This is a genomic window from Pseudomonas sp. LG1E9 (assembly GCF_003290225.1).
In the GTDB taxonomy this organism is placed as follows: domain Bacteria; phylum Pseudomonadota; class Gammaproteobacteria; order Pseudomonadales; family Pseudomonadaceae; genus Aquipseudomonas; species Aquipseudomonas cyclaminis.
The window spans coordinates 3,889,166-3,910,395 of the sequence record NZ_CP029983.1; the positions used below are offsets into that span (position 1 = coordinate 3,889,166).

15 protein-coding genes and 2 pseudogenes are annotated in these 21,230 nt (G+C 61.8%); 15 read left to right on the plus strand and 2 right to left on the minus strand.

Features of this window, described 5'->3' with window-relative positions:
* Positions 1-120: 120 nt before the first annotated feature.
* Positions 121-501: a fe2+ zn2+ uptake regulation protein gene (locus DNK50_RS17805; protein WP_099585281.1), complete on the plus strand. Its 381-nt coding sequence runs from the start codon at positions 121-123 to the stop codon at positions 499-501.
* A 30-nt stretch (positions 502-531) separates the two neighbouring features.
* Here DNK50_RS17805 and DNK50_RS17810 read toward each other — a convergent pair whose 3' ends face one another.
* A complete protein-coding gene (locus DNK50_RS17810) occupies positions 532-720 on the minus strand; it encodes a hypothetical protein (protein WP_099585282.1) in 189 nt (62 codons plus the stop codon).
* Positions 721-1,019: 299 nt separating this feature from the next.
* On the opposite strand from DNK50_RS17810, the gene DNK50_RS17815 reads away from it, so the two are divergent.
* Entirely contained in the window at positions 1,020-4,502 is a 3,483-nt protein-coding gene (locus DNK50_RS17815) for a membrane-targeted effector domain-containing toxin (RefSeq protein WP_112195487.1), read from the plus strand.
* Here DNK50_RS17815 and DNK50_RS17820 read toward each other — a convergent pair.
* Positions 4,499-5,440 (minus strand): LysR family transcriptional regulator, encoded by a 942-nt coding sequence (locus DNK50_RS17820; RefSeq protein ID WP_112195489.1) that lies wholly within the window; start codon positions 5,438-5,440, stop codon positions 4,499-4,501. The two genes, DNK50_RS17815 and DNK50_RS17820, sit on opposite strands and share 4 nt — an antisense overlap.
* 117 nt (positions 5,441-5,557) lie before the next feature.
* On the opposite strand from DNK50_RS17820, the gene DNK50_RS17825 reads away from it, so the two are divergent.
* The 13 genes and pseudogenes from DNK50_RS17825 (at position 5,558) to DNK50_RS17880 (ending at position 21,137) form a co-directional block, all read left to right on the plus strand.
* Entirely contained in the window at positions 5,558-6,553 is a 996-nt protein-coding gene (locus DNK50_RS17825) for an aldo/keto reductase (protein ID WP_112195491.1), read from the plus strand.
* 134 nt (positions 6,554-6,687) lie between these two features.
* Positions 6,688-7,773: pseudogene (locus DNK50_RS29575) on the plus strand (cache domain-containing protein); the annotation flags it as partial.
* A gap of 393 nt (positions 7,774-8,166) precedes the next feature.
* A pseudogene (locus DNK50_RS29580) lies at positions 8,167-8,682 on the plus strand (methyl-accepting chemotaxis protein); the annotation flags it as partial.
* 89 nt (positions 8,683-8,771) lie between these two features.
* Positions 8,772-9,230 (plus strand): SRPBCC family protein, encoded by a 459-nt coding sequence (locus DNK50_RS17835; RefSeq protein WP_112195494.1) that lies wholly within the window; start codon positions 8,772-8,774, stop codon positions 9,228-9,230.
* Between the two features lie 81 nt (positions 9,231-9,311).
* Positions 9,312-9,758 (plus strand): DUF411 domain-containing protein, encoded by a 447-nt coding sequence (locus DNK50_RS17840; RefSeq protein WP_112195496.1) that lies wholly within the window; start codon positions 9,312-9,314, stop codon positions 9,756-9,758.
* Between the two features lie 3 nt (positions 9,759-9,761).
* The gene (locus tag DNK50_RS17845) at positions 9,762-10,205 is read left to right on the plus strand and encodes a YqaA family protein (RefSeq protein ID WP_177411544.1); all 444 of its coding nucleotides are present in this window, start codon (positions 9,762-9,764) and stop codon (positions 10,203-10,205) included.
* 44 nt (positions 10,206-10,249) lie between these two features.
* A complete protein-coding gene (locus DNK50_RS17850; protein ID WP_112195497.1) occupies positions 10,250-11,251 on the plus strand; it encodes an alpha/beta fold hydrolase in 1,002 nt (333 codons plus the stop codon).
* Positions 11,252-11,277: 26 nt separating this feature from the next.
* The gene (locus DNK50_RS17855) at positions 11,278-12,231 is read left to right on the plus strand and encodes a D-2-hydroxyacid dehydrogenase family protein (RefSeq protein WP_112195499.1); all 954 of its coding nucleotides are present in this window, start codon (positions 11,278-11,280) and stop codon (positions 12,229-12,231) included.
* A 462-nt stretch (positions 12,232-12,693) separates the two neighbouring features.
* Positions 12,694-14,250, plus strand: coding sequence for a glycogen synthase GlgA (gene glgA / locus DNK50_RS17860; RefSeq protein WP_099585292.1), 1,557 nt, complete (start codon positions 12,694-12,696; stop codon positions 14,248-14,250).
* A 19-nt stretch (positions 14,251-14,269) separates the two neighbouring features.
* Positions 14,270-16,015 carry a malto-oligosyltrehalose trehalohydrolase gene (gene treZ, locus DNK50_RS17865; RefSeq protein ID WP_112195501.1) on the plus strand — a complete coding sequence of 582 codons (1,746 nt, stop codon included), beginning with the start codon at positions 14,270-14,272 and terminating at the stop codon, positions 16,013-16,015.
* A complete protein-coding gene (gene malQ, locus DNK50_RS17870; protein WP_112195503.1) occupies positions 16,012-18,096 on the plus strand; it encodes a 4-alpha-glucanotransferase in 2,085 nt (694 codons plus the stop codon). Before treZ ends, malQ begins: the two co-directional genes overlap by 4 nt.
* The gene (locus DNK50_RS17875) at positions 18,093-20,843 is read left to right on the plus strand and encodes a malto-oligosyltrehalose synthase (RefSeq protein ID WP_112195505.1); all 2,751 of its coding nucleotides are present in this window, start codon (positions 18,093-18,095) and stop codon (positions 20,841-20,843) included. Before malQ ends, DNK50_RS17875 begins: the two co-directional genes overlap by 4 nt.
* A gap of 24 nt (positions 20,844-20,867) precedes the next feature.
* Positions 20,868-21,137, plus strand: a complete 270-nt coding sequence (locus DNK50_RS17880) for a DUF2934 domain-containing protein (protein WP_099585296.1) — start codon at positions 20,868-20,870, stop codon at positions 21,135-21,137.
* The last annotated feature ends 93 nt before the right edge of the window (positions 21,138-21,230 follow it).

Genomic DNA, 21,230 nt, shown 5'->3' on the forward strand with positions numbered 1-21,230 from the left:
GACAAAACCGACACTGACGAAATTTCTACATCCAACACTTCATGATTTTGCTCGCTCGTTCGTCTTATTAGATAAGAGCGCCATCATTTTCCTGATCAGGCTCTGATAAGGAGTTTTTGCATGTACAACCCGCAAGTGCCCACGGACGGACATTCATCGGTTGCCGACGTCAATTTTGGCGGCGGCACGCAAGCGTTCGGCAAAACGCCCGAACAGCAAGGCAACCAGCGTATTCGCCATTTGCTCAAGTGTTTCGGTTTGCGCACCAGCCTGATTCGGCTGAAGGTGATCGACGCCCTGCTCACCGCTGCCGACAACCAGCGCACCCTTGGGGTACGCGGCGTGCACAGCCATTTGCTGGAACTGGGCATCCCGTTGTCGTTTCTCAGCGTGCGCGAAGTGCTCAAGCGCCTGTGCAGCGAAGGCGTGATCACCCTCAATGCCGATAAGAGCTACAGCCTCCATGAAGAGGCTGCCAAGGTGCTCGAAGGGCGGGCCTGAAGTCAGCGCTTCACGCCCCGGCCTTCATGTTCAGAGCTTGACCTTGCGGCGCATGATGCCGTTGATCACCACCACGATCACCGCGACGGCAATGGCGATGGTCTGGAACGTTTTCTCACTGATGACCCCGGTGTTCTGCAAGTAGGACAGACCAAACATCGTCCCCAGTACAGCCAGGGCAATCAGAAGCGAATATTTCAAACGTTGCTTTTGCGTCATGACGGGTTCCTGAACCTGAAAAATTTAATCCCTGCATGGCCCCGCGTCGGGAATCCACTGAGGTCGGCATGGCCTTATGTTACAGGTGATGAAAAGCTTTGGCTTGTCCGGTATTGAGGTTCAGCTCGCCCCTGCCCTGACAAAAGGAAAAGTAACACCTCATCGTTTCGTTCACTTACATACGCAAGGACCACCCCGGGAACTGCAACGCCTGAAACGCGCACAGACTAATGCGCTCAGGCCACCAGCGATTTGGCTTTCGTAGCGCCGACATTTGCGCGCCATAAAGGTCAATCACGATGAATTTTCTCAGCACTTCACCTCGTATTTTCCCGCAGCCCTTCCCCTTTCTCCTTGAGCTTGCCCCGACACAAAGCTCCTCGTTGCACCTCACAGCGCAAACTGAACAGGTACAACCGGACGGGCGCCAAGCCCTGAAAGACCGGTTGGGCGACAGGCGTGACGTGCACGCCTTGGCCCAGGCGCTGCACACCGCGGTGGAAAAACTCGGGGAAGACGCGACGCCCGAGGCACTGGCCGCTTATTTGCGCAGCACACACCTGCCGCTTGATCCGGATACAGCCGGCGCAAGTGCACACACTGCCAATCTTGAGTCACTCATCCGCGCCACGTGCGCCTACATGCCGAAAACCTGGGAAGAACTCAAAAACACCGCCCTGGCACTGTCCGATCACACCCTGCAACATCCATTGGGCAACTTCGGGGGCGCCCTGTCCTGGGCGCTGCCGTTGAGCGTGGAGCATCAACGCACGGTGTACGACGTCGTTGCATGTAACAGTGCAAACCTGCCCGGCCTGCCGCTGATCAGCTCCCGCGCCGGCGCGCTGGATTACCTGACCGATGCCGTCACACTCTCCCCGACCGCGCTGCAAGACCCCGCCGCCGCACTGGAACAGCTTCTCGACACCCCCCGTGCTGCGGCGCTGGGCGCAGCTATTCAAGCCAGCGTTGGCGGCATCGCCACAGACAGCAGCGTCAATGATTATGTGTTGGCCGCCATCCATCTGGGCCTTGACTCCGAAGCGCTTGAGCAACCCGAGCGGAATAAAGTGGCAGGCTTTGACCTGGCAGCCGAGCGTCACTGGGGCCATTCACCCGCCGCCGTCGTCGACGCCTTGGCGAACCACCTGAGCAGCAGCGGTCGAACAGCGTCAGCCACCGCCCCCTTGGCAGCCCGATTGCTGTTGACGCGCGTTGCTCCGCAGTTCCTGGTCAAAGACATCCCTGCGACAGTGGTCTACGGCAGTCAGGCGTGGGCCCATTTGTGTCTTGCAGTCGCCGGTATCGAAGCCGACACGCCGGGTAAGTCGGTCCACATGAGCTTCAGCGAAGTCATGCTCGCAGCCGGCCAGACAAGCGAGACGAGCGAGGCAACTAAAAAAGCCGTGCTGATTGACTGGAGTGTGGCCAACCAAGTGCTCCCACGCGCAGATGAGGCGCTCTATTCCACAGAAGATATTGAGGAAGCTCGCAGTGTCTTCAATACACAACATGAAGCCTTGAAAGAGGCATCCGGTTTGCTCGACGCGCCCCTGCCGAACCGCAAAGAAATGGCGCTCGCATTACTCAAAAAAACCTTTGGGGATAAACCGTGGTTTGAAGAAAAAAACCTCTGCTTCATGCCAAATTTCTTGCTCGTAGGACGAACCGCTACCTACTACTCGTTGGTGGATATCGTCATGCAGGGGCTCAAAATCAATGCTCACGACTGGAGGTTCGTTCCAACGCGTGACGATATCAACCTGCAAGCTGTCGTCCGCTTCACTAACGGCGCGTCATTCAACGTACCCAGTGAGTTCGATAGAAAGTTCACCGCGGTGACGAGCCAGTACAAAAAAATCAAGCATTACGCCTTGATGAATGCCATCACCCTTCTGCCTTTGGCAGACCGAGATATTCTTAACAAGGCAAAACTGGGTTTCTACAAAGAGAACTCCTACCGAATCTCCGCGCTTCCGTTCGTCAAAGACACCTTGTTCCACACCAGCCCCAAAATATTGATGCAAGCAGATTACAACGGCGAAAAGCATGTTTACGAATTCGACACCACAACGTCGACGATCAAGAAAGTTGCCAGAAGCCGAATAGGGCCTGACCAGCCCGGGCCGAGTGAGGTCACCAAGATCGAAGCGTTCCCCGTCGGTGCAGCATTAAGTGAACTGGAAACAGCACAAACACGCGGCGATGCCGAGGCCAACACCTTTACCAATTCGCGCATCAGACAAATCGCCCAGGCAGTGGTCAACGCCGAGGGCATAGACGGTGACGCCGTTAAGCGTCAAGCCGCGGGCAGAACATCTGCCGAACGAAACCGCGACACGCTGGACGCTGTCGGGGAGTTGTTGCTGGACCTTGTCCCCTTGAGATCCGCCATCGTCAATTTTCGTGCAGGTCACTACAAGGACGCCGCTGGGGACCTCGCGTTCGACATCTTTGGCTTTATTACCGCAGGCATTGCTACGGTGGCAAAAGTGGCAAAAGGTGCAAGCACGGTTGCCTCAACCCTCGCCAAAGTGGCGCGAGGCACCAGAATAATCGGGGTGAATGCCTTAAGCGCCTTTAACCCTTTGAGCGGTGTGGGCGACGTCGCTGTGGGTGCAGGCAAACTGGCCTTGGTTAGCGTGAGCACTGCCGGCGAGGGTATTCACCGACTCAAAGGCATGCTCAGAGGCAGCGACTTGATAGAGGCCAGTCGCGGGTTTGACGACGCGGCAATCGGCGTCTTCACGCAGGGGGGAAGACGCCTGGAAGGCAGTGCAGTGTTGCACGATGGCAAATGGTACGCAGCGGATACCCACTCACGGCAGCCATATGGGCCGCCGCTTGACACGTTCAACCCCAGCGACACCCTCGCACCGACCCATACCACCCCCCCTAAAAGCACCGACGGCGTTCGGCACAACCCGTTGGATCGAAGCGCTCGCCGCCGCCCCCTCAAACAAGTGCCGCTCCCCGTAGGCAGCTATGTGGAAAGCATGAAAGGGAGGCTGGAGCCGGGGCACTTTCTGCGCGGCAACGGGAAGGATGAAACCTTCAAAAAATTTCTCGGGGAAATGGACCAGACGTATAACGCGTTAAAGCACGGAGGCCTACCACCACGTCCGAGCATTCCAGCGATTCCCAAGCCCGTGCCCGCCAAGGACTTGATCACAGAAGCGCTGAAGGTCTCCGATGGCATCGTGTTTGGAGAATCTCATCGCGAGATGGCCAGCTTCAAAACGCTGTTCGACAACGTTGATACGTTCAAACAACAAGGGGTTAAAAAAGTCTATTTCGAGGGTGTCATCGATCTACCCGGCAAGGGAGTCGTGGACGATGGTATTGGCAATCTCGGGGCGGCCAGCACGCCGCGTACAGGCCCGACGTTCAAGCAGCTCAAAACCAAACTGGAGTTGAACGGCATCGAGGTACTGCCCCTGGATCACTACTATCTGACACGGCACAAAGACGCAAGACTTGGCCTCCCCCAAGCCGGGTCGGGATCGGCGCGCAGGCTTGAGGAATTCAATTACTATGCCTCTGAAGTGATCAACGCCAACTCAGGCACGGAAAAGTGGGTCGCCTTGGTCGGCCACTCCCATATGAAGACCTCCGAAGGTGTACCTGGGCTGGCCGAGATGACGGGAAGTATTGGCATCGGTGTGTTCCAGAACAGGCCTCACCAGGTGTCCGTAGGACTCAGGGATACCGTTAACGTCCCCAACCCTCAAAAACCCCTCAGTGGAACCGACCGCCCTGGCGACCTGCATATCTACGCCTAGCCTCCACATGGGTGATTACCGCAGGCCTGGCGCTGCAAGCCGGTGCCGGGCTGCGCACAGAGCTCAACCAACCAATCTACAAACACCCTTACCCGCTGTGACAGCTGACGGTGCGGCGGATACAGGGCAGTCAGCGCCATTTTCGGCACCGGGATACCGGGCAACACATGCACCAGTATGCCTTCGGCCAATTGGCGCATGGCGTGATAATGCGGCGCCTGGATCAAACCGAACCCAGCCTCGCACGCCGCGAAGTAAGCGTCGGAACTGTTGACGGCGACGCGCTTGGCCAGGTTGACCAGACGCAGTTCGGCGCCAAGCTCAAACTCCAGGCCGAAGCGCTTGCCACTGGCGCTGGAGACGTACTCGACCATCTGATGCCGCCCCAGGTCTTCCAGGGTTTCGGGCACCCCCATGCGTTCAAGGTACGCAGGGCTGGCCAGGGTGATTTGATCCATCATTGCCAACGGCCGCGCCACCAGGGATTCGTCCAGTGCCAGCCCGCCACGCAGCACGCAGTCCACACCTTCGCGAATCAGGTCCACCGGACGATCGTTCAGGCCGATTTCCAAGTCGATCTGCGGATACCGGGCGGTAAATGTCGGCAAGGCCGGGATCACCAGGTAGCGGCCGATACCCGCCGGCATATCGATGCTCAAGGTGCCGCTCGGGTTTTGGCGTTGGGTGGAGAACACCGCTTCGGTTTCCTCCAGGTCCGTAAGCAACTGCACACACCGCTGGTAATACGCGGCGCCGTCCAGGGTCGGGCTGACCTGGCGCGTGGTGCGCTGCAACAATTGCACGCCCAGGTGCGCCTCCAGTTGCTTGATCAGCACGGTCACCGAGGCGCGAGGCAGTTGCAGGCTGTCGGCGGCCTTGGCGAAGCCGCCCAGCTCAACGATCCGGGTGAATACGCGCATGGCGTTGAAACGGTCCAAAGGGCACGTCCTGTGTGGATTATTTAGATATTACGAACAGTGATAGTGGTTTTAGCCTGTTTATCCCGATTTTGTCGAGAGTAACAATGGACGCCTTCATCAACAGGAGCTCAACCCATGCACACTCGTCAACTCGGTAAAAACGGCCCTCGCGTCTCCGCCATCGGCCTCGGCTGCATGGGCATGACTGACTTTTACGCACCCGACAGCGACACCACCGAAGCCACCGCCACCCTGCACCGCGCCCTGGAACTGGGGGTCAACTTCCTCGACACCGCCGACATGTACGGCCCGCACACCAACGAGCAACTGATCGGCAAGGCCATCGCCGGCAAGCGCGACCAGGTGTTCCTGGCCAGCAAATTCGGGATCGTCCGCGATCCGGCGAACCCAGCCCTGCGCGGCGTCAACGGCCGTCCGCAATACATCCGCGATTCGATCAACGGCACCCTGCAACGCCTTGGCGTAGACACTCTGGACCTGTACTACCAGCACCGCATCGACCCGCAGGTTGCCATCGAAGAAACCGTTGGCGCCATGGCTGATCTGGTCAAGGAAGGCAAGGTCCGTTATCTGGGCCTGAGCGAAGCCTCGGCCGCCACCTTGGAGCGGGCGCACAAGGTTCACCCCATCAGCGCACTGCAAAGTGAATACTCGCTGTGGAGCCGTGACCAGGAACACAACGGCTGCCTCGCCGCCTGCCAACGCCTGGGCATTGCGTTTGTGCCCTACAGCCCGCTGGGGCGTGGCTTTCTCACCGGCGCGCTGAAACGTCCTGAAGACTTCGCTGCCGATGACTATCGCCGCACCAATCCGCGCTTTCAGGGCGAGAACTTTGCGAAAAATCTGGAACTGGTAAAGCAGGTCCAGACCCTTGCGGCTGAAAAAGGCGTGACCGCCGGCCAACTGGCGCTGGCCTGGGTATTGGCGCAAGGCGAATACATCGTGCCGATCCCCGGCACCAAGCAGCGCAAATACCTGGAAGAGAATGTGGCGGCGGTCTCAATCGCCCTCACCGCGCAGGAGTTGGCGGCGCTGGAGACGATCTTTCCGGCCGATGCAACTGCCGGCCTGCGCTACCCCGCAGAGGTCATGGCGATGCTGGATATCTGACGAGGGGGGCGCCGTCTGGCGGCGCCTCTATTTTCTTGCACGGACGTACCTAAAGCTGCGCATTGTCAGGCCGATAGCCCTACGAAGCTCCAAAAAAGCCGCGTCGATAATAAACGCTTCGTAAGGACGGCCCCATGCCCCCACTGCGCTCTATCCAAGCCCGCTATACCCTGTTTCTGGTGCTGTTCGTCCTGGTGTTGTTCGTGTTGACCGTCGTGGGTATCGGCCAGTTGGTCGCGCCCAAGCTGCGACAGACCGAAGAACAGGTGGTGCTCAATCGCATCAGCGAGGTGGCCGAACAGATTCAGGGCGAACTGAACAAGGTTCAGGCCCAGCAACGCACCATCACCCAAACCATCCCGTTGCTCGACAGCGATGCCATCGACAAGGTGCTGCCGGGGCTGGTCGACCAATATGGCGAGCTGAAAGTATTCGGCGGCGGCATCTGGCCGCTGCCCAACCAGCGCACGCCGGGGCGCAACAAACACAGCACGTTCTGGCACCGCGATGCGTCGGGCAAGCTGGCAGTGAACACCTTCTGGAACAGCGACCCCGCGCCCAACTATTACGATCAGAGCTGGTACAAGGGCGGCCTCGCGTCGCCACGCGGGCAATGCGCCTGGGCCGCGGCCTACAAGGACGACGCCAGCCAGGAGCCGCGCACCAACTGCGCCATGGCGATCCAGCGTGACGGCGCCGCGTATGGCGTGGCCACTATCGACGTGACCCTGGGTTTCTTCAATGACCTGGTCGCCAGCAAGGAAAAAGACATCGGCGGGCAAATGCTGATCGTCGAAGGCGACGGCAAGATCATCAGCAACAGCTCGCGCCTGAGCAGCCCGGTGGTGTTGAAGAACATCAGCGAACTGACCGCGACCTCGGCATTTGCCACCCAGGTCAGCAAAGCCCTGGCTCATCGCGACCAGGCGCTGCAACGCAGCGAGTTCGACAACGGCGGCGTCGCCAGCACGTTCTATATGCGCCCCATCGAAGGCACGCCGTGGTTCCTCGCCACCGCCCTGCCCACTTCGCTGATTACCGCCCAGCGCGATGACGTGCTCGGCAGCCTGGCGCTGGTGCAGATCCCGATGGTGCTGTTGCTGGTGTTGCTGGCCGCGTATGCGATCCGCCAGTTGGTGCAGCGCATGAAGACCCTGAAAGCCAACATCGACGCGCTGTCCGCCGGCGATGCCGACCTCACGCGGCGCATCACCATCCGCGCCGAAGACGAGTTGGGTGCCATCGGTCATTCGGTGAACCGCTTTATCGTCTACCTGCAAAACATGATCGGCGAGGTCACCCAGGCCACCGGCGCGATGTCGTCGGGCCTTGAGCAACTGCAACAGACCTCGGCCCACACCAACCAGATCCTGGTGCGCCACGCCTCGGAAACCGACCAGACCGTCACCGCCATCACCGAGATGAGTTCCACCGCCGACAACGTGGCGCAAAACGCCGCCGAAACCGCCTCGTTCACCCAGCGCGCCAATGAACATGCCGACCGCTCCCGCGTAGTGGTTGGGGAAGCGTCCACCAGCGTCAGCGCCTTGATCGGCGAAGTCGCCAGCGCCACCCACACCGTGGAAAACATGCGCCAGGACGCCGCACGCATCACCGAAACCCTCGGCGTGATCGGCGCCATTGCCGGCCAGACCAACCTGCTGGCTCTCAACGCCGCGATTGAAGCGGCCCGGGCCGGCGAGCAAGGCCGTGGCTTTGCCGTGGTAGCCGACGAAGTCCGCGCCCTGGCCGCGCGCACCCAGGCCAGCACCTCGCAGATCAACGAGATGCTGGCACGCCTGACGGCCGGGGTGAGTTCGTCGGTCGCGGCCATGGAAAACACCCAGGCCAGTTGCCAATCGGCGGCGGATGCCACGGCGCGGGTAAACACCGGGCTGGATGAAATGGCCGGTTCCGTCAGCCATATCAACAACCTCAGCACCCAGATCGCCACGGCCGCCGAGCAGCAAAGCGCGGTGACCGAAGAGATCAACCGCAGCATGGTGCAGATCCGCCACATGGTCGAAGAGCTGGTACAAAGTGGCCATGCCACTGAAACCAATACCCAGAGCCTGCTGGACGCCAATGGCCGGGTGATAGCCTTGATGAGCCGCTTTAAAGTGCGCTGATCAATTCTCTGAATGCTCCCGTGCAAAGCGCGGGAGTCGGACTATTCTGACAGCTCCAAGTGTTAGCCCCGCCACACAGGAGGTGTGCCATGCGCGTTGTCGAGCAGTCGGTCCGCTTGGAGCGGATCAGTCAGGAACGCTTTATCCAGGCCCCCATCGATGCCGTCTACGACTATGTGACCCAACCGGATCGCTGGCACGAATGGCACCCCACCTCCCTCAGTGCCGATACCGGTACCACCGGCTCACTCCCCGCCGGTGCACGCTTTAACGAAATGATCGACCTGCTCGGTGTACGCGTACCCATGAGCTACCGCGTGCAGATCGCCCAGCGTCCAAGCGAGTTCAAGGCCGTGTTCACTTCGCTGGCCGTCGATGGCTCCCTCCACTACTTCCTCCAGCCGTTTCGCGACGGCACGCTGTTCAAGCGCATCCTGACCTATGAGACCGAATTGCAGTTGGCCAGCCTGCATGAGCGCATGATCGAGCTTTCGGCCAAGGCGCTGGACCGGCTCAAGCAGCGGCTGGAAAACCCCGACTCTGTATAACTTTGAAACATTACCACGGCGTCCCCGCGAAAAAAGCGCGGAGAATGCCCGGCTTACTGCCTGGTATCGGACGGAAACCTGATGAAAACCTCATTGCGATTGGCCCTGCTTTCAGCCCTGTTCACCACGACCCTGGCCCAGGCCGCTGACTTGATCCCCATCGATGTACACCGTGACGCCAACTGCGGTTGCTGCAAAAAGTGGATCAGCCATCTGCAAAGCAACGGCTTCAAGGTCAACGACCATGTCGAAGCCGACATGAGCGCGGTCAAGCAACGGCTGGGCGTAGCGCCGCGCCTGGGCTCCTGCCACACCGCCGTGATCGACGGCAAATTTGTCGAGGGCCATGTGCCCGCCGAGCAAGTGCTGGCCTTGCGCAAGCGCGACGACCTGCTGGGCATCGCCGCACCGGGCATGCCGATGGGTTCGCCCGGCATGGAAATGGACGGGCGCGGCGAGGCCTATCAAGTCATCGGCCTGACCCGGGACGGCAAGGATGTGGTGGTGGCTGACTACCCGGCGCACTGATCGGTGCTGATGGGTTACCTCGGCCTGTTCGTCGCCGCCTTTGGTGCGGCGACCCTGCTGCCCTTGCAATCGGAAGCGGTGCTGGTGGGCCTGTTGCTCAGCGGGCATTACAGCCTGGGGTGGCTGCTGGGCATTGCCACCCTGGGCAATGTGCTCGGCTCGCTGGTCAACTGGTGGTTGGGACGCTGGGTCGAACACTTCAAAGGGCGACGCTGGTTTCCGGTCAGCGATCAGCAGCTGGAAAAAGCCCGCCGCCATTACCAGCGCTGGGGGCACTGGACGCTGCTGCTCAGTTGGCTGCCGATCATCGGCGACCCGCTGACGTTGGTGGCCGGGGTGATGCGTGAGCCGCTGTGGCGGTTTGTGCTGCTGGTGACGCTCGCCAAAGGCCTGCGCTATGCAGTGTTGGCCGCCGTGACCTTGCACTGGGTGTTAATCCCCACTTAATCCCTCGCCAAGAGCATCCAGGCAACCTTTGTGGAGCCCCGCCCATGCCTCTATTCCGTGCTTTTTGCGTCGCCGGCCTGCTGACGGCCAGCACCACCGCTGCGCTCGCGGCCACCTACGGCCCCGAGCTGCAAGGCTTCCAGTACCCCTATCCGCTGGAACATTTCCACTTCCAATCCCAAGGCGAATCCCTGCAAATGGGCTATATGGACGTGCCGGCAAAAGGCACTGCCAATGGTCGCGCCGTGGTGTTGATGCATGGCAAAAACTTTTGCGGTGCCACCTGGGAAGGCTCGATCAAGGCCTTGAGCGACGCCGGCTACCGCGTGATCGCCCCGGACCAGATCGGTTTTTGCAGCTCCAGCAAACCCGAGCACTACCAGTACAGCTTGCAGCAGTTGGCCCTCAACACCCATCAACTGCTGGAAAAACTCGGTATTCAAAAGGCCACCCTCCTCGGCCACTCCACCGGCGGCATGCTCGCCACGCGGTACGCGCTGATGTACCCCGAGCAGACCGAGCAACTGGCGCTGGTCAACCCCATCGGCCTGGAAGACTGGAAAGCCCTGGGCGTGCCCGCGCTGAGCGTCGACCAGTGGTATGCCCGTGAACTGAAAGTCAGCGCCGAGGGGATTCGCAAGTATCAGCTCAACACTTACTACGTCGGCCGCTGGAAGCCGGAGTACGAGCGCTGGGTGGACATGTACGCCGGTCTGAGCAACGGCCCTGGGCATACGCGGGTCGCATGGAACTCGGCGTTGATTTACGACATGATCTTCACCCAGCCGGTGTACTACGAGTTCAAGAACCTGCAGATGCCCACCCTGTTGCTGATCGGCACGGCCGACAACACCGCCATCGGCAAGGATGTCGCGCCGCCAGCGGTCAAGGCCACGCTGGGCAACTACGCGGTGCTGGGCAAAAACGTGGCCAAGCTGATTCCCCACGCAACCCTGGTGGAGTTTCCCGGCCTGGGCCACGCGCCGCAGATGGAAGAACCGGCGAAGTTTCACCAGGCGCTGTTGCAGGGCTTGAACGCCCTTTAATCCAACCTTTTTCGAGGCACCCGTGAATGTCGCTACAGATCGCAGTGATTGATGATTGGCAGCACGTGGCCAGTGGCGTGGTGGATTGGTCGGTACTGGAGTCGGTGGGCCAAGTGCATTTCCTGCACGATTACCCGGCGGATACCGCCGTGATGATCGAGCGCCTGCAAGCCTTCGAAGTGATTTGTGTGATGCGTGAACGCACCACCTTCGACCAGGCGCTGTTACAGGGCTTGCCCAGGCTTAAGTTGCTGGTCACCGGCGGCATGCGCAACGCCGCGATCGACATTCCTGCGGCCAAGGCCCTGGGCATTCAGGTCTGCGGCACCGACAGCTATAAACAGGCCGCGCCGGAATTGACCTGGGCGTTGATCATGGCCTCCACCCGTAACCTGCTGGCCGAGGCCAACTCCTTGCGCGCTGGCGACTGGCAGGTCGGGCTGGGCGGTGACCTGTACGGCAAGACGCTGGGCATTCTCGGGCTGGGCAGCATCGGCCAGAAGGTCGCGCAATTCGCCCAGGTGTTCGGCATGCGCGTGATTGCCTGGAGCGAAAACCTCACGCCGGAACGTGCGGCCGCAGCTGGCGCCACCTGGGTCAGCAAGCAGGCGCTGTTCGAGCAGGCCGACATCCTTACCATCCATCTGGTACTCAGCGACCGCAGCCGTGGGCTGGTGGATGCCCAAGCGCTGGGCTGGATGAAACCCACGGCGCGACTGGTGAACACCGCGCGCGGGCCGATTGTGGATGAGCGGGCGCTGGTCGAGGCGTTAAGCAGTGGCCGCCTGGCCGGGGCGGCACTGGATGTGTACGCCGAGGAGCCATTGCCGCTGGATCATCCGTTTCGCCACTTGCCGAATGTGCTGGCCACGCCCCATGTGGGCTATGTGAGCGCGCAGAATTACCGGCAGTTCTACGAGCAGATGATTGAGGATATCCAGGCGTGGGCCAAAGCGGCGCCCATGCGCGTACTCGGCTGACGCACCAATACGGGGCACCTCACTGCACCATGCATAGGGACGGTCGCCCCAATGGGGCCGCTTCACAGCCCAGCGCAGGGCAAGCCTGCTCACCACACAGCTGCACCCAATCGGTTAATAACAGTTGAATGTCTGGTTACAAGTATTTTGTCCTACAAAATCTGCCTAGAAACCCTACAGGCTCTGGGATCTGTCCTAGACTCATGACCGATGGGTCCGTTCCAAAACAAAAACCCCGCAAAAAATCGAAACTTTCAGACTCTGCCATTGGTCCAGTTTTAAGGTAAGGCGAGCGCGTTGGCTTCACGGCAAATGCCCGTCCATCCAATCTTTTTTCACAACCCGTGCAACTGGCATACGCCTTGCCAGTTTGTACAGTGCTTGTGCGCCTGGCCGCAGGATGCGGTCAATCGGAGCTAATGGCAGCGGGCCATTAGCCGACCAACAAAATGGGAGTGCATTATGATCAGTGCCGCAGTAGATACTCAGGGAGAGCGTTTCAGTCAGCCCGCAGGGGGGCCTACATCATTGGCCGACCTGCCCAACACTGTGCGGCCAGTCGTGAGTCAAAACCCGAATCGAAAGAAAGTCCTGTTTGTCACCTCCGAGTTTGCCGACCTGGTGAAAACCGGCGGTCTGGGCGACGTGTCCGCTGCCCTGCCCCGCGCCATGGCCCACCTGCATGATGTGCGCGTGTTGATCCCCGGTTACCCGCAGGTGATGGAAAGCGACAACCCGATCCATATCATCGGTGAACTGGGCGGTCACGCCGCGCTGCCGCCGTGCAAGATCGGGCGCATGGATCTCAAGGACGGCCTGGTCATCTACGTATTGATCTGCCCCGAACTCTACGAGCGTGAAGGCACGCCCTACGGCGCCAACAACGGCCGCGACTGGCCGGACAACCATATCCGCTTCGCCCGCCTGGGCCTCGCCGCCGCCGACATCGCCGCCAACCTCGCACAGATCCACTGGTGCCCGGACCTGGTGCACGCCCACGACTGGCCCGCTGGCCTGGCCCCGGCGTATATGCACTGGCGTGGGTCACGCACACCGACCCTGTTCACCATCCATAACCTGGCTTACCAGGGTGTGGTCAGCCTCGCCTCCACACCGGAGCTGGGTATCCCGCCCCACGCCCTGCAACAGGAAGGCATGGAGTTCTACGGCAAGATGTCGTTCCTCAAGGCCGGCATGGCGTATTCCAGTCATATCACCACGGTGAGCGCGACCTACGCCCAGGAAATCACCACCCCGGAATTTGGCTGCGGCCTCGACGGTTTTCTCGCCGCCAAGACCCAGCAAGGCCTGCTCAGTGGTATCCCCAACGGTATCGATGAAAGTTGGGAAACCTCCACCGACGAACACCTGACCCACAACTTCAATATCGGCGACTGGGAAGGCAAGGCCATCAACGCCGCCCATGTGCGCGAACTGTTCGGCCTGCACGACTCCACCGGCCCGCTGTTCGCCGTGGTCTCGCGCCTGGTCTATCAAAAAGGCCTGGACCTGACCGAAGCAGTCGCCAGTTTCATTGTCGAGAACGGCGGCCAGATCGCGATCATCGGACGCGGCGAGCCGGAAGAAGAACAGGCCATGCGTGAACTGGCCCTGCGTTTTCCGGGCCAGGTCGGCGTACGCATCGGCTTCAACGAAACCGACGCCCGCCGCATGTTCGCCGGCAGTGATTTTTTGCTGATGCCCTCGCGCTACGAGCCCTGCGGCCTGAGCCAGATGTACGCCCAGCGCTTCGGCTCATTGCCGGTGGCACGCAATACCGGCGGCCTGGCGGACACCATCGAGAACGGCGTCACTGGGTTCCTGTTCAATGAATCCACCGTGGAAAGCTATGAAGAAGCGCTGAGCCGTGCGTTCAAGGTCTTCGCCTTCCCTGGACTGCTCAACGCCATGCGCTGCCGGGCCATGACCCAACCATTCAACTGGTGCCAGGCGGTCGAACCCTACGCAGAACTCTACGAACAACTTGTGGCCAAGGCCCTGGGGAAATCAGTCAAGTAATCAAGGGAGGTCTCTATAGATGCCATTACGGACTCTGGAAACCTGGCCCCACGGCGCAATCATGCTGGACGCGCAACACACGCGTTTTGCCTTGTGGGCGCCAGACGCGTTTTATGTCAGCGTTGAATTGGAAGACGGTAAATCGGTCGCCATGCTGCCGCAGGCAGACGGCTGGTTCGAAGTAGAAATAAAATGCGCGGCGGGCACGCGATACCGCTACAACATCGACGGGGAAAAGGACGTGCCTGACCCCGCCTCCCGAGCCCAGCTTGCAGATGTGCATGGTTGGAGCCTGGTGGTCGACCCCCTCGCCTACGAATGGCGGCACAGCCACTGGGCCGGTCGCCCGTGGCATGAGGCGGTCATCTACGAACTGCACGTCGGCGCGCTGGGGGGCTACGCCGGCGTCGAAAAGCACCTGCCGCGCCTGGCCGAGCTGGGCGTGACCGCGATTGAATTGATGCCCCTGGCGCAGTTCCCCGGCGAACGCAACTGGGGCTACGATGGCGTTCTCCCCTACGCCCCCCACTCCTCGTACGGCACGCCCGAACAGCTCAAGCACCTGATCGACAGCGCCCACGAACACGGCCTGGCCGTGATCCTCGACGTGGTCTACAACCACTTTGGCCCTGACGGCAACTACTTGGGCCAATACGCCCGAGGTTTCTTTCGCGACGACGTGCACACGCCCTGGGGTGCCGGGATCGATTTCGAGCGCCGCGAGGTGCGCGACTTCTTCCTCGACAACGCCCTGATGTGGCTGATGGAGTACCGCTTCGACGGCCTGCGCCTGGACGCCGTGCACGCCATCGACAATCCCGGTTTCCTGCAACAACTGGCGCAACGGGTGCGCCAACAGGTCGACACCGGCCGCCACGTATGGCTGGTGCTGGAAAACGAATTCAACCAGGCCAGCCTGCTGGAGCATGATTTCGATGCACAGTGGAACGACGACGGCCATAACGCGCTGCATGTGCTGCTCACCGGGGAAACCGACGCCTACTACAGCGACTTCGCCCAAGACACCACCGCCAAACTGGCCCGCTGCCTGAGCGAAGGGTTCATCTACCAAGGTGACACCACCCGCCATGGCCATCGCCGTGGCGAGCCCAGCGCGCACCTTCCACCGAGTGCCTTTGTGCTGTTCTTGCAGAACCATGACCAGATCGGCAACCGCGCCATGGGCGAGCGCCTGCACCAACTCTGCACGCCCCAGGCACTCAGGGCCGCGACCACGTTGCTGTTGATGTCGCCGATGATCCCGCTGATGTTCATGGGCGATGAAGTCAACGCCCAGCAACCCTTTCTGTTTTTCACCGACCACCACGGCGAATTGGCCGAAGCGGTGCGTGAAGGCCGGCGCAGCGAGTTTGCCGACTTCGCCGCGTTCCAGGATCCCGAACGACGCGCACGTATTCCCGATCCCAACGCCCTGCCGACCTTCGAGCAATCGGCCCCGGTGTTTGCCGACAGCGAACACGCGCAGCTCTACCGCCAACTGCTGAGCCTGCGCCGTCGCCACCTCGTGCCGCACCTGCCCGGCAGCGTGGCGCTGGGCGCCCAGGTACTGGCAGACGGCGCCGTCACCGCGCGCTGGCGCCTGGGCGACGGCAGCCTGTTGCAGATCGACCTCAACCTCAGTGCCACGCCCGTGAATCACCCGGCGCCGCAGCACGTTATTTTCGCCACGCCCGCTGAGCAAGGCGCGCAACTGCCGCCGTACAGCGCGCGCGTCAGCCTTTCCCCTGTTGGAGAACACCCTTGAGCGAAGCGAACCTGGAAATCCTCGCCAGCCGCGCGGGCCTTGCCGTCGATTGGATCGACGCCAACGGCCGTCCGCAACGCGTGACACCCGATGCCCTGCGCGCCGTGCTCAAAGGTCTGGGCCACCCTGCCGACACCGATGCAGAGATCGACGCCAGCCTGTTGGAACTGGAACAACAGCAGCAAGACAAACACCTGCCGCCGCTGCTGACCATCGACAGCGGCCACGGCCTGGACCTGGCGCGCTACTTCGAACCCGACACGCAGTGCCGCGTCAGCCTGGAAAACGGCGAAACCCTGGAGCTGCGCCTTGATGGCGACGCGGTGCTGCCCGGCGTGATCGCCCTCGGCTATCACCGCGTGTACATCAACGACCAGACGTTCACCCTCGCCGTCGCCCCCACCCACTGCTACAGCGTCGCCGAAGCCGTCGACAGCCAACCCGCCCGCGCCTGGGGCCTGAGTGCCCAGTTGTACTCGCTGCGCCGCCTGGGCGATGGTGGCTTCGGCGACACCCTGGCCCTGGAGCACCTGGCCCGTTCGGCCGCCGAACGCGGTGCGGATGCCCTGGCGATCAGCCCGATGCACGCGATGTTCAGCGCCGATACCGGACGCTACAGCCCGTATTCGCCATCGAGCCGGTTGTTCCTTAACAGCTTGTATGCCTCGCCCGGCTGCATCCTCGGCGAACGTGAAGTGCGCAGCGCCATCGAGGCGCTCGGCCTGGAGGAGGAGCTGCACGCGCTGGAGCAACACGCCCTGATCGACTGGCCCACCGCCGCCAAGGCCAAGCAACGCCTGCTGCGCGCCTTGTATGAAGACTTCCGCCACGGCCAGCATCCGCAACATGCGGACTTCCTGAGTTTCCGCCAGGCCGGCGGTGAAGCCCTGGAAAACCACTGTCGCTTCGAAGCCGTGCAAGCCGCCCGCGCAGCTGCCGGCGAAGACCTCGACTGGCGCCACTGGCCGCAAGAGTGGCGCACGCCGCAAAGCCCGGCGCTGGCGCAGTTCGCCGAGGACAACCGTGAAGAGATCGGCTACTTCGCCTTTACCCAATGGCTGATCGCCCGGTGCCTGGAGCGTGCCCAACAAGCCGCCAAGGGCAGTGGCATGGGCATCGGTCTGATCGCCGATCTGGCCGTGGGCGCCGACGGCGGTGGCAGCCAGGCGTGGAGTCGCCAGGACGAGCTGCTGGCCGACCTGACCGTGGGCGCGCCACCAGACATCCTTAACCGCGCCGGCCAGGGCTGGGGCATTTCCGCGTTCTCCCCCGAAGGCCTCAAGCGCAACGGTTTCCGTGCCTTTATCGAGATGTTGCGCGCCAACTTCGCCCATGCCGGCGGCTTGCGCATCGACCATGTGATGGGCCTGCAGCGCCTGTGGGTGATCCCCATGGACGCATCGCCCCGGGAAGGGGCTTACCTGTATTACCCGGTGGACGACCTGTTACGCCTGTTGGCGCTGGAATCGCACCGCCACCAGGCCATCGTCCTCGGTGAAGACCTCGGCACCGTGCCCGAAGGCCTGCGCGAAAAACTCAGCGGCCGCTCCATCCTGGGCATGCGCGTGTTGCTGTTCGAGCAAGGCCATAACGGCCAGTTCAAGCCGATCCTCGACTGGCCGGACAACGCCCTGGCGACCACCAGCACCCACGATTTGCCCACGCTCAACGGCTGGTGGCACAGCCGCGATATCGACTGGAACATCCAGCTCGGCCTGATCGATGCGCCCACCGTGGATCAATGGAGCGAACACCGTCTGCGCGAACGCCAGGCGCTGCGCCAGGCCTTGAGCCAGGACCCGCAGAACTTCGTCGAAGAGATTCGCAACGAAACCGATCACATGATCGACGCCAGCGTGCGCTACCTCGGCCACACCCGTGCGCCGCTGGTGCTGTTGCCATTGGAGGACGCCCTGGGCGTCGAAGAACAAGCCAACCTGCCCGGCACCACCGACACCCATCCCAATTGGCGCCGACGCCTGGCGGGTGAAGCTTCAAGTTTGCTGGACAACGCCGGTGCTGCACGACGCCTCGAATTGCTGGCCGTCGCGCGCAACCAGGCCCATGAGCGTGACCGATGAAGACCCTACCCCTGCGCGCTACCCAGCGCCTGCAATTTCATAAAGGCTTTACCCTGGACGACGCGGTGCCTTTGGTGCCGTATTTCGCCCAGCTAGGCATCAGCCATCTGTACACCTCGCCGCTGCTCAGCGCCCGCGCCGGCTCCATGCACGGCTACGACGTGGTCGACCCGACCCGCGTCAACCCGGAACTGGGCGGCGAGCCGGCCTTGCGCCGCCTGGTGGCGGCGCTGCGTGAACACGACATGGGGTTGATCCTGGATATCGTCTCCAACCATATGGCCGTCGGCGGTGCCGATAACCCGTGGTGGCTGGACCTGCTGGAGTGGGGTCGCCTGAGTCCGTACAGCGAATTTTTCGATATTCAGTGGCACTCGCCCGACCCGCTGCTCAAGGGCCAACTGTTGATGCCGTTTCTGGGCAGCGACTACGGCGAGGCCTTGCAGACCGGCACCCTGACGTTGCATTTCGACGCCGAGCACGGCGCGTTTCATGTCGAGCATTACGAACATCGTTTCCCGATCTGCCCACGGGATTACGCGCTGATCCTGGGCAACGACGCAACGCTCAAGCCCATGGCTGACCGTTTCGCCGCCCTCGCCTATCAGGACGACGCCTACGCCGAAGCCGCGTGGCTCAAGCAGGCATTCGCCGAGCGCGCCACCGAAGTCATGCCGGCCATTGAAGAGCGCTTGAGCCAGTTCGACGGGCGCCAACCGGAAGGCTTCAACCGCCTGCATCAGTTGCTGGAGCAACAGGCCTACCGCCTGGCGAGCTGGCGCACGGCGGCGGACGATATCAACTGGCGGCGCTTCTTCGACGTCAATGAGCTGGGCGGCCTGCGCGTCGAACGCACAGCAGTGTTCGAGGCCACCCACGGCAAGATCTTCGAGTTGATCAGCGAAGGCTTGGTGGATGGGTTACGCATCGACCATATCGACGGCCTGGCCGACCCCCGTGGATATTGCCGCAAGCTGCGTCGCCGGGTGGATGCTCTTGCGCCAGGTCGGCATTTGCCGATCTTTGTCGAGAAGATCCTCGGCGAAGGCGAGACCCTGCGTGAAGACTGGCGCGTGGACGGCACCACCGGCTATGAATTCATGGACCAACTGTCGTTGCTGCAACACCAGCCGGACGGTTTTGCACCGCTGGCCGAACTGTGGACGCGCCATACCGAGCGGCCCTCGGCGTTTATCGAAGAAGCCCGCCTGGCCCGCCAACAAATCCTCAACGGCTCGTTGGGCGGGGATTTTGAAAGCGTCGCCCAAGCGCTGCTGCAAGTGGCCCGCGACGATGTGATGACCCGCGACCTGACCCTGGGCGCGATTCGCCGCGCCTTGCAGGAACTGATCGTGCACTTCCCGGTGTACCGCACCTACATCAGCGTCCTCGGCCGCAGCGCCGCCGACGACGCGGTGTTCCAGCAGGCCATGGACGGTGCCCGCACCACCTTGAGCGAGGGCGACTGGCCGGTGCTCGATCACCTCGAAAAATGGCTCGGCGGCCAGCCCTGGCGCCAACGCCCGGTGGGCCGGGAGCGCAAGATCCTCAAGCACGCCTGTGTACGCTTCCAGCAACTGACCTCGCCCGCCGCCGCCAAGGCTGTGGAAGACACCGCGTTCTATCGCTCGGCGGTGCTGCTGTCGCGCAATGATGTGGGCTTCAGCACCGAGCAGTTCAGCGCCCCTTTGGCTGAGTTTCACAGGATCAACCAACAGCGTTTGCAGGCCTTCCCGGATAACCTGCTGGCCACCGCCACCCACGACCACAAACGCGGCGAAGACACCCGTGCACGGCTCGCAGTGCTCAGCGAGTGCGCCACCTGGTACGTGGAGCAGGTTGAGCAATGGCGCAGCCTGGCCGCGCCATTGCGCACTGATGCCGCCACGCCATCGGCCGGTGACGAGCTGATCCTCTACCAAGTGCTGCTGGGCAGCTGGCCGCTGGACCAGGGGGATGACTTCGACGGCTATCAACAACGCCTGTGGCAGTGGCAACAGAAAGCCCTGCGCGAAGCCAAGTTGAACAGCAGTTGGAGCGCGCCCAACGACGCCTACGAACAAGGCGTCGAAGCGTTTCTGTCGCGCCTGCTGCTCAGTGACGAAGGCCGCCCGCTGCGCACCGCGATTGCGACGGCCGCCCAGGCGATTGCCCCGGCGGGTGCGCTCAATGGGCTGGCGCAATCCTTGCTTCGCATCACGGTGCCGGGCGTGCCGGACCTGTACCAGGGCGCTGAGTTCTGGGACTTCAGCCTGGTGGATCCGGACAACCGTCGCCCGGTGGATTTCAGTGCACGGCAACAGGCCCTGGATACGCCGCCGGACATCGGCGAACTGCTGTTCAACTGGCGGGACGGGCGCATCAAACAGGCCTTGATTGCCCAGGTGCTGGCCTTGCGCAAGGCTCAGCCTGAGTTGTTTCGCAGCGGCACTTACACGCCGCTGGAAGTGGTCGGCCAGCACGCCGGGCGGGTGGTCGCATTCTGCCGCGAACACCAGGGCAAACGCCTGCTGGTGGTGGTGCCACGCTGGCCTCATCACCTGCTGGATAACGGTGTGCATCCCCAGATCAATGCGCAGGTTTGGGGCGATACCCGACTGAAATTACCGTTCGCCGCACCAACTCAATACTGGAAGGGACTTTTTCATACAGGCGCAGTCACACCAGACAAGGAGCTGTTGATCAGCGCTGCCCTGGGGGATTTCCCGGTCAATGTCTTTATCAATCCTGATGATCAAGAAAGCTGAAAATTTTCTGTGAGGAGCATTGTGATGAGTACTGAAGACAAACGCATACGCGAGCTGGCGCATCAGATCTGGGAGTCTGAAGGTAAACCCCATGGCGAAGACGCACGCCACTGGGAGATGGCGCGCAAGCTGGCCGAATCTGAAGCGCTGACGCCGAGCAAACCCAAGGCGGGCGCCAAGCCCAAGGCCGCCCCCAAGCCGCCGGCCAAGGCCAAGCCGCCAGCCCCCGCTGCCGGCAAGCCGACGCCAGCAACGGCGAAGAAACCACCGGCGCCGAAAAAGCCCAAGCCTTAATTCCATCAACCTCCCGTCGACGTGTCGGCGGGAGGTCATTTCATCACACAGATTGTCAGCTGTATGTTCGTCAGCACGGCGACGTTCGGCCCG

Coding starts and splice junctions, on each gene's coding strand:
- DNK50_RS17810 (WP_099585282.1), bottom strand. CDS start 720: ATGACGCAAAAGCAACGTTTGAAATATTCGCTTCTGATTGCCCTGGCT.
- DNK50_RS17825 (WP_112195491.1), top strand. CDS start 5,558: ATGCACACTCGTCAACTCGGTAAAAACGGCCCTCGCGTCTCCGCCATC.
- DNK50_RS17835 (WP_112195494.1), top strand. CDS start 8,772: ATGCGCGTTGTCGAGCAGTCGGTCCGCTTGGAGCGGATCAGTCAGGAA.
- DNK50_RS17850 (WP_112195497.1), top strand. CDS start 10,250: ATGCCTCTATTCCGTGCTTTTTGCGTCGCCGGCCTGCTGACGGCCAGC.
- DNK50_RS17880 (WP_099585296.1), top strand. CDS start 20,868: ATGAGTACTGAAGACAAACGCATACGCGAGCTGGCGCATCAGATCTGG.
- DNK50_RS17805 (WP_099585281.1), top strand. CDS start 121: ATGTACAACCCGCAAGTGCCCACGGACGGACATTCATCGGTTGCCGAC.
- treZ (WP_112195501.1), top strand. CDS start 14,270: ATGCCATTACGGACTCTGGAAACCTGGCCCCACGGCGCAATCATGCTG.
- DNK50_RS17815 (WP_112195487.1), top strand. CDS start 1,020: ATGAATTTTCTCAGCACTTCACCTCGTATTTTCCCGCAGCCCTTCCCC.
- DNK50_RS17840 (WP_112195496.1), top strand. CDS start 9,312: ATGAAAACCTCATTGCGATTGGCCCTGCTTTCAGCCCTGTTCACCACG.
- DNK50_RS17855 (WP_112195499.1), top strand. CDS start 11,278: ATGTCGCTACAGATCGCAGTGATTGATGATTGGCAGCACGTGGCCAGT.
- glgA (WP_099585292.1), top strand. CDS start 12,694: ATGATCAGTGCCGCAGTAGATACTCAGGGAGAGCGTTTCAGTCAGCCC.
- DNK50_RS17875 (WP_112195505.1), top strand. CDS start 18,093: ATGAAGACCCTACCCCTGCGCGCTACCCAGCGCCTGCAATTTCATAAA.